Annotated in this window: 15 protein-coding genes; 7 read left to right on the top strand and 8 right to left on the bottom strand. The window is 65.6% G+C overall.

The window, feature by feature from the left end:
* Positions 1–83: 83 nt before the first annotated feature.
* The 6 genes from FS507_RS14380 to rpmB all read right to left on the bottom strand — a co-directional run bounded on the left by FS507_RS14380 (position 84) and on the right by rpmB (position 2,945).
* Positions 84–1,052: an AEC family transporter gene (locus FS507_RS14380; RefSeq protein ID WP_186314700.1), complete on the bottom strand. Its 969-nt coding sequence runs from the start codon at positions 1,050–1,052 to the stop codon at positions 84–86.
* 82 nt (positions 1,053–1,134) lie between these two features.
* A complete protein-coding gene (locus FS507_RS14375) occupies positions 1,135–1,806 on the bottom strand; it encodes an RDD family protein (protein ID WP_145943468.1) in 672 nt (223 codons plus the stop codon).
* A gap of 166 nt (positions 1,807–1,972) precedes the next feature.
* Positions 1,973–2,221, bottom strand: coding sequence for a 30S ribosomal protein S18 (rpsR, locus tag FS507_RS14370; protein WP_038546820.1), 249 nt, complete (start codon positions 2,219–2,221; stop codon positions 1,973–1,975).
* Between the two features lie 14 nt (positions 2,222–2,235).
* Positions 2,236–2,541, bottom strand: coding sequence for a 30S ribosomal protein S14 (rpsN, locus tag FS507_RS14365; protein ID WP_145943467.1), 306 nt, complete (start codon positions 2,539–2,541; stop codon positions 2,236–2,238).
* 3 nt (positions 2,542–2,544) lie between these two features.
* On the bottom strand, positions 2,545–2,709 hold the full coding sequence (rpmG, locus tag FS507_RS14360) for a 50S ribosomal protein L33 (protein WP_010187624.1): 165 nt from the start codon (positions 2,707–2,709) through the stop codon (positions 2,545–2,547).
* Positions 2,709–2,945 (bottom strand): 50S ribosomal protein L28, encoded by a 237-nt coding sequence (gene rpmB / locus FS507_RS14355; protein ID WP_038546829.1) that lies wholly within the window; start codon positions 2,943–2,945, stop codon positions 2,709–2,711. The genes rpmG and rpmB overlap by 1 nt, the downstream gene beginning before the upstream one ends.
* 435 nt (positions 2,946–3,380) lie before the next feature.
* On the opposite strand from rpmB, the gene FS507_RS14350 reads away from it, so the two are divergent.
* The 5 genes from FS507_RS14350 (at position 3,381) to FS507_RS14330 (ending at position 7,066) form a co-directional block, all read left to right on the top strand.
* Positions 3,381–3,656 carry a type B 50S ribosomal protein L31 gene (locus FS507_RS14350; protein WP_038546832.1) on the top strand — a complete coding sequence of 92 codons (276 nt, stop codon included), beginning with the start codon at positions 3,381–3,383 and terminating at the stop codon, positions 3,654–3,656.
* A gap of 5 nt (positions 3,657–3,661) precedes the next feature.
* Positions 3,662–3,829, top strand: a complete 168-nt coding sequence (gene rpmF, locus FS507_RS14345; protein ID WP_038546835.1) for a 50S ribosomal protein L32 — start codon at positions 3,662–3,664, stop codon at positions 3,827–3,829.
* 173 nt (positions 3,830–4,002) lie between these two features.
* Positions 4,003–4,698: a response regulator transcription factor gene (locus FS507_RS14340; protein WP_145943466.1), complete on the top strand. Its 696-nt coding sequence runs from the start codon at positions 4,003–4,005 to the stop codon at positions 4,696–4,698.
* A 184-nt stretch (positions 4,699–4,882) separates the two neighbouring features.
* Positions 4,883–6,271, top strand: a complete 1,389-nt coding sequence (locus FS507_RS14335; protein WP_145943465.1) for a S1C family serine protease — start codon at positions 4,883–4,885, stop codon at positions 6,269–6,271.
* A 117-nt stretch (positions 6,272–6,388) separates the two neighbouring features.
* Complete coding sequence (locus FS507_RS14330) at positions 6,389–7,066, top strand: MogA/MoaB family molybdenum cofactor biosynthesis protein (protein ID WP_145943464.1); 678 nt, start codon at positions 6,389–6,391, stop codon at positions 7,064–7,066.
* A 195-nt stretch (positions 7,067–7,261) separates the two neighbouring features.
* Here the strand turns inward: FS507_RS14330 and mscL are convergent, their stop codons facing one another.
* Both mscL and FS507_RS14320 read right to left on the bottom strand, forming a co-directional pair.
* Positions 7,262–7,738 (bottom strand): large conductance mechanosensitive channel protein MscL, encoded by a 477-nt coding sequence (gene mscL, locus FS507_RS14325; RefSeq protein WP_145943463.1) that lies wholly within the window; start codon positions 7,736–7,738, stop codon positions 7,262–7,264.
* Between the two features lie 47 nt (positions 7,739–7,785).
* Positions 7,786–8,442 carry a 5-formyltetrahydrofolate cyclo-ligase gene (locus FS507_RS14320; protein WP_145943462.1) on the bottom strand — a complete coding sequence of 219 codons (657 nt, stop codon included), beginning with the start codon at positions 8,440–8,442 and terminating at the stop codon, positions 7,786–7,788.
* A gap of 126 nt (positions 8,443–8,568) precedes the next feature.
* Here FS507_RS14320 and FS507_RS14315 point away from each other — a divergent pair, with 126 nt between their 5' ends.
* Positions 8,569–9,525 (top strand): UTP--glucose-1-phosphate uridylyltransferase, encoded by a 957-nt coding sequence (locus FS507_RS14315; protein WP_145943461.1) that lies wholly within the window; start codon positions 8,569–8,571, stop codon positions 9,523–9,525.
* Positions 9,526–9,693: 168 nt separating this feature from the next.
* The gene (gene glp, locus FS507_RS14310) at positions 9,694–10,944 is read left to right on the top strand and encodes a molybdotransferase-like divisome protein Glp (protein ID WP_145943460.1); all 1,251 of its coding nucleotides are present in this window, start codon (positions 9,694–9,696) and stop codon (positions 10,942–10,944) included.
* The last annotated feature ends 13 nt before the right edge of the window (positions 10,945–10,957 follow it).

The raw sequence follows: 10,957 nt of genomic DNA, 5'->3' as shown, positions 1-10,957 counted from the left end.
AGGTCTTCCTTATGCGTCATCCCCCGACGGAGTGTTCACAACCTCCCCGGGAAGTACAGCTAGCGGCCGTCGCTGTGACGCCGTCATCCCAGCAGTAAGGTGATGACGGCGATGGAGGGGATGGACAGCATCGTGCTGATCACGGCGGTGTCGCGGGCGAGGACGGTGTTCACACCGAAGCGCTGGGAATAGGTGAACACGTTCTGCGCCGTCGGCAGTGCTGCCACGACCACGAAGGCGAGCAGAGCTGGCCCGGTGGCGTCGAAGATGAGCCGTGCCGCGAGATAGGCGATCAGGGGGTGGCCGACGGTTTTCATCAGGGAGGCCATCCATACGCTGCGGCGGGGGCTGGTGTCGCGGTCCAGGACGGTGACCTCCGCCATGGAGAGACCGAAGGCCACCAGGGCGGCGGGGACAGTCCCGGCGGCGAGCAGGGAGACAGGCTCGGCGAGCATCTCCGGCAGTTCCCACCCGGCGTTGGTGTGCAGCAGCGACAACACGATGCCGACGGTGGCGGCGATGATGAGGGGGTTGCGTACGATGCCGAGGACGAGCTCGCGGACCAGCGGTCCGAGGGAACCGGTGCCGGGACTGCCGGTTCCGGCGCTCCGGGTCGTGACGTCGAGCAGCAGCACGGTGGCGGGGCCGTAGAGCGCCACCTGGAAGATGATCACGGGCAGCGAGGCGGCGGGGTCGTCGAGTACGTGGGTGGCGATGGGGATGCCGAGGTTCGAGCCGTTGCAGTAGGAGCAGGCGAGCATCGTGACAAGACTGTCGGACACCGGGCGGCGTGCGAGGAAGCGGTATCCCAGGAAGCCGAGGAGCCCGGCGGTGAGGGTGCTGATCACGACGACCGCGAGGTTGTCTCCGAAGACGGTGGCGAGGTCGGCGTCGCGGAGGAAGTTGATGAGCAGCGCCGGAGTCGCGAGGTAGAACACGAACATGTTCAGGGAGTAGACGGCGTTCGGGCCGAGCAGCCCCCGCCGACCCACCAGGTAGCCCAGCGCGATGATGATGACGACCACCATGAACCCGCTGAGAACGTTAAGCATGTGCTCTATTACATCAGGCCGGTCACCGTCCCACCGACGTGGGGGAGGTGACCGGCCTGATGGCTGAGCGGAGCAGTGGTGATCAGCGGGCGTTGACCACGTGTGCCTTCGCCCATTTGTCGCAGAGGTGCTGGTTCTGCGGGTCGCGCGCGATCAGGACACCGAGTGCTGCGTAGATGCCGATCGCCACGAACCCACCGATCAACGGGATGTACCCGGCGACGGCGATTGCGAGGTACCAGCTGTTCCGGATCAGGGACTGCTGGGCCGTGAGCTTCTGGCCGTCATCACCGACCACGGCGATGCCGAGCGCCATCTTGCCGATGGTGCGACCGAACTTGCTCTCCATGAGGACGCGGTAGATGAACCAGAGAACGAGGGACAGGAGTGCGCCGAGGTAGAACTTGCCCATGGCCAGCTCGGGCATCGGGCCGGTCTGGCCGGCGTCGTCCCAGGCGACGTAAGCGTCTGCATAGTCCATCATGTCTCCGGAAGCAATGACGGCGATGAGAATTCCCGCCACGATGCCGAAGAGGACGAAGTCGATGACGAAGGCACCCAGGCGCTTTCCGGCACCGGGATTGGGGTTGACCATGAAGCCCTGGGAGGGGTCGTTGGAGCCCGGGTAGGCGGAGGGGCCCGGTTGGCCGTAGCCGAAGTTCTGATCGAGGGGGCGGTCACCCGAACCGGAGGAGCTGTAGTCCCCGTAGGAGGGCAGGTCGTCGTTCGGTCGGTTATCGTACGGGTTCGTCATCGTGCCTTTCTCAGGGTTGGTGTCCAGGCCAGATTATCACCGGGAAGGCACCGGGGTGTCTGCTGGAAGTGACGGTACGACTGAACCCCGCCGCCGGGGGACCGGTGACGGGGTTCAGAAGGTCTTAGTTAAACGCGCGCTGCTGCAACGTGGAGTATGCGCAGGATCAGCGGCTGTGGAACGGCAGGAGAGCCATTTCACGTGCGTTCTTGATCGCGGTAGCGACCTCACGCTGCTGACGCGGGGTCAGACCGGTGACGCGACGGCCGCGGATCTTGCCACGGTCGGAGATGAACTTACGCAGCAGTGCGTAGTCCTTGTAGTCGACGGTCTCGATGCCCTCGGCCTTGAGCGGGTTCTTCTTCGGGCGGCGGGACTGCTCGAGCCGCGCCTTCTTGTGGTTGGTGCGCTTCATGCGTGTGCTCCCTCTTACCAGCTGGACTTGCGAACGCCGGGCAGCTCACCGCGGTGAGCCATCTCGCGGACGCGGACACGGGACAGACCGAACTTGCGGAGGTAACCGCGGGGACGGCCGTCGGCGGCATCGCGGTTGCGGATACGCACGGGGGCGGCGTCGCGCGGCTGACGGTTCAGCTCGAACTGAGCCTCTGCACGCTCGTCGTCGGTGGAGTTCGGGTTCTTGATGATCGCCTTGAGCTCGGCACGGCGCTCAGCGAAGCGGGCGACGATTTCCTTGCGCTGCTCGTTCTTCGCGATCTTGGACTTCTTGGCCATAGATTAACGCTCCTCGCGGAACTCGACGTGCTTCCGGACGATCGGATCGAACTTCTTCAGGGTGATCCGGTCCGGGTTGTTCCGCTTGTTCTTGCGGGTCACGTAGGTGTAACCGGTGCCCGCGGTGGACTTCAGCTTGATGATGGGGCGGATATCGTTACGTGCCACTAGATCTTCTCCCCACGTGCGCGGATCTTGGCGACGACGGACTCGATGCCGTCTCGGTCGATGGTCTTCAGGCCCTTGGTGGAGACGTTCAAGGTGATCGAACGCCCCTCGGAGGGCAGGTAGAACGAACGACGCTGGATGTTCGGGTTCCAGCGACGGTTCGTGCGGCGGTGCGAGTGCGAGACGGTTTTGCCGAAACTCGGCTTCCGACCCGTGACCTGGCAATAAGCCGACATGGGTATCTTTGCTCCTTCCGCCCGCGTGTCCGGTCCCTCGTGCCGCGCAGGCAGTGGGAGACACCACTGCAAAAACCCACATCTAGACGGGATGTGGGGCCGGGGCACTGTCTGAGGCCGATCGCGCGTGCGATGACGTTTACTAAGACAACAGCGTTGCACGACACTACCCCAAGACAGCCGCCGGTCCTAATTGACTGACCGGCCGCACGGAAAGAGACGGAAAGAGGTCGACAGGACCGAGGATTTCCCTGCGGCGCGACGAGGGGATAGACTGGCCGATCGTGTTGCGACCTGTCGTCCGTGTCAACCGCGGATGGCCCGGTAGCGCCCGCACTCCAAACCCGACCCAGGCACGACTCGCCGTCCCGGCCGCCGATCACGGCGGACGGGATGAGGGGGACCGACCTGGCGCACAACCCTGAGGGATTGAGAATGAAGAACGATATTCACCCCGACTACCACCCGGTGGTCTTCAAGGACGCCAGCACTGGCCACCAGTTCCTGACGCGTTCCACCGCTACCTCCGACCGCTCCGTGGAGTGGGAGGACGGCAACGAGTACCCGCTGATCGTCGTTGACGTCACCAGCGAGTCGCACCCCTTCTGGACCGGTGCCCAGCGTGTCATGGACACCGCCGGCCGCGTCGAGAAGTTCCAGCGTCGTTACGGCAACCGTGTTCGCCGTACCAAGAAGAACGAGGAGGGCTAAGAATAATGGCAGTTCCGAAGCGCCGACTTTCCCGCGCCAACACCCACCACCGTCGTTCGAACTGGAAGTCCGACAACGTCGCACTCCAGAACGTCAAGGTTGACGGCCGTGAGGTCCAGATGCCCCGTCGTCTGGTGAAGGCCGCGAAGCTGGGCCTGGTCGATCTCGACTAGTCCACACCGGATGAGAAAGCCCCCCGTCGATCACATCGGCGGGGGCTTTTTTCGCGTGAAACGTTGCGTTTTTGTTTCCGGTGTGTTCACGTCTGGTGGTGATTCCCTGTCAGTTGACTGTGGGATCGGTTTTCGGGTGTCGCTATCGAGCAGTACTGATGCAGAATAGCGGGATGAAGATTCTTGTTGTCGACGACGATCAGACGGTAAGGGACTCTCTCCGACGCTCTCTCACGTTCAACGGCTACGACGTGGCCGCTTCGGGAGATGGCGATGAAGCCCTCCGCCAGATTCGTCAGGAGTCGCCGGACCTGGTGATCCTTGACGTCGAGCTCCCCGTGGTTGACGGCCTCACAGTGTGCCGTGACCTCCGGAGCGCCGGAAATGATGTCCTTATCCTCATGCTGTCGGACAGTTCCGATGTCGCCGACCGCGTCGCAGGGCTCGACGCTGGTGCTGACGACTTCATGTCGAAGCCCTATGCCTTGGAGGAGGTCCTCGCCCGTGTGCGGGCGCTGCACCGCCGCTCTGTCCGCACGGCGGTGGCGAAGAGTGTGGAGGCCAAGCCTCTCGCATTCGAGGATCTCTCCCTGAACCCCGAGACCCGCGAGGTCAGCAGGGGAGACCGCAAGATCAGCCTGACCCGCACCGAGTTCGCGCTGCTCCAACTGCTGATGAAGAACCAGCGCAAGGTGCTCAGCAGGACGAAGATCCTCGAGGAGGTGTGGGGATATGACTTCCCTACCTCCGGCAACGCCCTCGAGGTCTACATCGGTTACCTCCGGCGGAAGACGGAGGAGGGGGGCGAATCCCGGGTCATTCACACGGTCCGTGGGGTGGGCTACGTCCTCCGGGATGACGCGCCCTAGACTCGCTCCCTGGAAGGAAGCTGAGTGCCGACTCCATGGTTGCCGAGTGTGACGCTCCTCCGTTCCGATGACACTGTCAGGTTACGCAGACGAGCCGCCAACCCTCGCCGACCACAATGGGGTGTGTCGAACACAGTTACGTGAGTTGAGTTAGTCGGCAGCTATGCCGGTGAAGGAGAGTCAGATGTCCGGGGAAGATCGGATCGGCAACGACGATGACGGAGTCCGCGGCCCTCGGGACCCCCGGGGCGAGCAGGCGCCCCAGGGACCCGGAGCGTGGGGGCGGGATGGACGGGATTCCTCGTCCTCCGGGTCCTCCGGGTCCTCCGGGTTCTCCGACCCGGGGGCGCAGCAGCGCCACTGGGAGGCACTGTCGAGTCAGTACCCCAGTAACGACGGAACGGCGCCCTCTCCGGTCGTAGGCCCGGAGCTGCCGCCGAATTCCGCCGGCACGGCCACGAAGGCGTCGCGTCGGTTCTCGACCCCGGCGGTCGCCGCACTCGTCCTCGCCGTCGGCGTTGCAGCTTCGGCGGTGACGGCGGTGATCGTCCAGGACGACGATGATTCACCGGCGGCCACCACCTCCCTGAACCAGGCGAACACCGGTAACCGCGAAAACACCTCAGTGGCCGAGCCCGACCCGGGCACGGTGGAGGCTGTGGCGCAGAATGTCCTGCCCAGTGTGGTGTCCATCCAGGTCACCACACGCCAGGGTGGGGCGGAGGGCTCCGGTTCGGTCATCAGCGAAGACGGCCTGATCCTGACCAACAACCACGTCGTCGCCGGTGCCGGTGAGGGTGGAGCGCAGATGAGCGTGACCACCAACGACGGGCGCCAGCTGGACGCCGATGTCGTCGCGACCGACCCGCAGACCGACCTCGCCGTCGTCAAGGCGACCGGGGCCGATGACCTGCAACCCATCGCCATCGGCGACTCCGACGGCCTCCAGGTCGGCGAAACCGTCGTCGCCGTCGGCTCCCCCCTCGGCCTGTCGTCCACGGTGACGACGGGTATCGTGTCAGCGATGAACCGCCCTGTGCAGGCCGGTGGTGAGGACGGTGGAGAAGCGTCGTTGATCGACGCGATCCAGACCGATGCCGCGATCAACCCCGGTAACTCGGGTGGTGCCCTGGTCAACCTCCAGGGCGAGCTCGTCGGCATCCCGTCGGTGATCGCCACGCTCGGTGGTCAAATGGGTGGTGAATCCGGATCCATCGGCCTCGGGTTCGCCATCCCGTCGAATCAGGCGGAGGACACCGCGCAGCAGCTCATTGACAATGGCCGGGCGACACATCCTGTCATCGGCGCGACCGTCAACACCGGTGCCGAGTCGACCGCCAACGGGGCTGAGATCGTCAGCGTCGCCGATGGTGGGCCGGCGGCGGACGCGGGTCTGCGCGACGGGGACGTCGTGACGAAGGTCGGTGACCGTATCGTCGACAGCGGAGTCAGTCTGATCGCTGCGATCCGCTCCCACAACGTCGGTGACGAGGTGACGCTGACTGTCACTGACGGCAACGGGGGTAACGAGCGGGAGATCGGCGTGACGCTGTCCGAGTCCGACTCGGACTGAGGAACCGGGGCAGCAGACCGAATCCACCCCTGACCTATACAGCAGGCAGTCCGCCGGTTACCGTTAACGTGACCCCGCACACCGTCGGGCGCCGAAGTTCCCGAGGAGTTCACCACCATGTCTCAAGACCCGTACGCCGACACCGATCAGATCACCGGCGACATCGAAGATCCGTCCGGCGTGATCACCGTGCCGGGAATCGATGATTTCGCCCGCGTCGAGAAGGAGTCCATCGAACGGCTGGACGCCGAGATCACGGAGCCCGGTGACGAGGTGTTCCGGTCCCTGGACATCCAGGAGAACGAGCGCGAGGGTGGCAATCCCCGGCACTCCCTGCTGCACGCGCTCGTCGTGATCGTCACCGACCACCCTGATGACGGAGACCAGTCCGGTGAACTCGTGGCGGAACTCCTCGCGGAGGAGGACTACATGGTCGACGCGGTGCTGACTGTCGAATCCGGGAAGTCGGCGATTCGTCAGGCGCTCGAGACGGCGGTCGTCGGCGGCGCTGACCTGGTGATTACCGTGGGTGGAACGGGAGTGAGCCCGCGCGACAAGGCGCCGGAAGCCACCAAGGCCGTGCTGGACAAACGTATCCAGGGGCTGTCCGAGGCGTTGCGCTCGTCCGCGCTGGCGTGCAACGCCGTGGACGGGGGGCTGTCGCGGGGCGTCGCCGGAGTGTCCGGGTCGACGGTCGTGGTCAACCTGGCGTCGTCCCGGGCGGCGATCAGGGACGGCATGGCGACGCTGTGTCCGCTGGTCCGCCACGTCATCGCGGACATCAGCAGGGCATGAGACCCCGCCGCAAGACGGGCGTGGTGGGGAACGCTCACAGCCCGGACCGCGACCTGGATCTCAACCGGTTCAGTCCGGCCACGGCGAAGGCCGACTCCGCTGGTGGAGATGGGACGCAGGGGACCGGGGACAGGGGTTTCGGGGAGGATTTCTGGGAAGGCGAACGGCCTCCCCACTGGTGAGCGGGGACCGGTCTCAGCGGGCGGAGTGCCGTCCACCGGTGTCTGCGGCGGAGTTGTCGATCTCGCCGGCGATACCGTTGGATGCCGAGGTGATGCCGCTCTGGTTCGCGAGCAGGTCGCGGATCTCCACAAGCAGGTCGACTTCGGAGGCGACGGTCTCTTCCGGATCGATACCCTTGCGCCGCGCGTTGAGCTCGTTCAGCTTGTTCATCGGGGCGACGAGGATGAAGTAGACCACACCGGCGATGATCAGGAAGTTGATCGCTGCGGTGATGATCGCGCCGAGGTCGATCTGGGTACTGTCCATGCCGTCGCGCAGCTGGAACTTCAGGCCGTCGACTTCTGCACCACCGAAGCAGTTGATCAGGGGTTGGATCAGGGAGTCGGAGATGGCGGTGACGATGGCGGTGAACGCGGCACCGATGATGACGGCGATGGCCAGTTCCATCACGTTTCCGCGGGTGATGAAGTCTTTGAAACCCTTGAGCATGATGCACTCCTTGTGCTGGTAGAACCGAGAGAGGGGGTACGGTCCGGCTACCGGGGGGGCCGGTCGCCGGTGGACGTCGGGAAGATACCCGAGTCGGTCACGACGATCTGGACGGAGGCGTCGTGACCTGTCCTGGGGACGTCGACCCCGAACTCGCTGTGGTCGACGACTGCCACAAGTGTGCCAGGTTCCCCGCACCCGGTCAGGACGCTGAAGGTCCGGTCGTAGTAGCCGCCTCCCTGTCCGAGGCGGGTGCCGTCCCTGTCGACGGCGAGTGCGGGGATCACCAGGGTGCTGACACGCCCGGACAAGTCCATGGTGGATATCGGTGACGGGAACTCCGGTGTTTCTGACGGTTCCGCGATGCCGAAGGTGCCGCGGCGGGTCGACTGTGCGCCCCGGTAAGGGAGCCACGACAGCGGTCGGGCGGGACCGGGGACGACCGGGAGCCATATCTCGAACCCGGCGTCACGGAGTGTGTCCGGGAGCCCCGCACCGCCGGGCTCGCCGGGGAGCCCGGCGAATGCGGCGACCGCCCGGTCTGCGTCGCCGTCCAGCAGGACCCGCAGGTGGTCGGCGATCGCGGCGTCCCGGTGGGACCGTTCGCCCGGCGGCACGGCGCGCCGCCCTGCCCTGATGTGCTGCCGGAGCTCCTGCTTGGCAGCCCGGACAGCCCGGGCGGCGTGATCTGTTTCGTGGCGCATATCCGCCGATCATAGAGGTACCGAGGGTACCGTCGGTCCGGTTCTCCCTCCCCGGACTGTCCGTTTTCCGGGTGTCGGTGTGTTCTCACCGGGCCACGAGGGGGTGATCCCTGTAGGATTCGAATCATGGCAACTACCAACTCACCTGTTCCCTCCGGCTCTCCAGACGGCGTCTCCGACGGCGTTTCCACCGGTGGGATCCGAACTGTCGTGGTTCCTGCCGCCGGTCTGGGTACCCGTTTCCTTCCGGCGACCAAGACAGTCCCCAAAGAGCTCCTGCCCGTGGTGGATACCCCCGGTATCGAGCTCATCGCGAAAGAGGCCTCCCAGGCCGGCGCTTCCCGGCTGGCGGTGGTCACCTCACCCCGCAAGCAGGGCATCATGGCGTTCTTCGACCGTGATGAACTCCTGGAGGACACCCTCGAATCGCGCGGCAAGACCGAGCAGCTCAACAAGGTGCGGGCCGTCAACGAGATGATCACGGCGGTCTCGGTGAACCAGGACCGCCCTCTCGGGCTCGGCCACGCCATCGGCTGTGCCGAGGACGCCCTCGACGAGGACGAGGACGCTTTCGCCGTCCTGCTCCCGGATGATCTCGTCCTGCCTTTCGGCGTGATGAACGAGATGATCGAGGTGCGTAAGCGCTACGGCGGCACGGTCCTGTGCGGTTTCGAGGTCCCGGAGGAGGAGGTCTCGAACTACGGTGTCTTCGAGATCGCAGAGGCTGACGGTGCTGACGGTGCCGACGACCAGGTCAGGCGGGTGACCGGTATGGTCGAGAAGCCTGATGCCGCCGACGCCCCCTCGAATATCGTGGCCACCGGCCGTTACCTCCTCGACCGTTCCATCTTCGACGCGCTGCGCCGGACTGAACCGGGCAAGGGTGGGGAAATCCAGGTCACCGACGCCATCGCCAAGCTCATTGACGAGGGGCATCCGGTGCATGTCTACGTCCACCGGGGGAATCGCCATGACCTCGGTAACCCGGGCGGGTTCATCCGCGCCTGCGTGGACTTCGCTCTCGACGACCCGTCCTACGGGCCCTCGCTGGAACGGTGGTTGTCGCGGCGACTGGAGAAGTGAGAACGTACCGACCGTCCTGCCGGTACTGACACGAACTGGAGGTGGTGCCCGACATGGGCGCCACCTTCTGCGGTTTCCGTGCCTGTAGACGGTAGAGTCTGCAGAGTCTGTACTCGTACACCCTGCACATCATCCTGAAACTTCCCGAGAACCCGTGAGGACGGCCACGTGAGAACTGTTGAGGAGCAGCTGGCCACGGTCAGCGCCGCGGCAGTAACACCGGAACCGGTGCGCACCGCGATTTCAGAGGCACTCGGGCTGCGGTGTGCCGAACAGGTGGAGTCGGAGATGTCGGTCCCCGGTTTCGACCAGGCGGCGGTGGACGGTTATGCGGTGCGTTCCGTCGATGTCCGCCACGCCGGCAGCGTCGACCCGGACGTCCCCTCCGCGAAGCTCCCGGTCGTCGGTGATGTCGGGGCGGGTTCGCACCGTCCGGTGCGACTGCAGCCCAGACAGGCGGTGCGGGTCCAGGCGGGGGCACCGGTACCCACACTCGCGGACGCTGTCGTCCCCCTCGACTGGGCTGAGGACGACGGGCGCCGCACCGAGGCACTACGCCCGGTGGCAGCCGGGCAGTTCATCCACCGCGCCGGCTCGGACGTGCAGCCCGGTGATGTCGTTGTCGAACAGGGCTCGGTGATAGGGGCGGCGCAGGTCGGGTTACTGGCGGCTGCCGGGCGCTCCAAGGTGCTGGTGTATCCGCGCCCGAGAATGGCTGTGCTGTCTTTCGGCCCTGAGCTCGTCGACATCGACCGTGACCCCGGACTGGGCCAGGTCCATGACGTGAACTCCTACGCTCTGGCTGCCGCCGGACGCGAGGCGGGTGCGGATGTCAACCGGCTCGGTATCGTCGGCGGCGAGGACCGGCGGCTCCGCGACATCATCGAGGGGCAGCTCATCCGTTCGGAGATCCTGGTGATCGCCGGGGGAGTGGGTGGCTCGTCGAGTGACCGGCTCCGTGAGATCCTCGCCGAGCTCGGTGACCTGGACGTCTCCCGTGTGGCGATGCACCCCGGCTCTGTGCAGGGGTTCGGCATTCTCGGGGCGGACCGGGTGCCCACGTTCCTGCTTCCCTCCAACCCGAGTGCGGCTCTCGTCGCGTTCGAGGTCATGGTGCGTCCCCTGGTGCAGATCCTCCGCGGTCAGCGCCAGTCCATGCGTCGGATGGTCAAGGCCAGGACCATCGCCGGCCTGGAATCGGCGCCGCACCGTCGTGGTTTCATCCGTGCACAGCTCATGCGTGACCGCGAGACCGGCGAGTTCCTCGTTGATCCGCTCGGCGCGGTCGCAGGTGGGGAACCCACCCATCTGCTGGGCAGCCACGGCCAGTCGAACGGCCTGATCGTCGTTCCCGGTGACAGGACCCGGGTAGAGCCCGGCGAGGTCGTTGACGTCATGTTCCTGACGAACCGGGTGTGAACCACCTGTGCTG

The organism is Corynebacterium glyciniphilum AJ 3170, assembly GCF_007673095.1.
In the GTDB taxonomy this organism is placed as follows: Bacteria; Actinomycetota; Actinomycetes; order Mycobacteriales; family Mycobacteriaceae; genus Corynebacterium.
The sequence above is the reverse complement of the archived record's forward strand: the minus strand, read 5'-3'. Positions and strand labels throughout refer to the sequence as shown.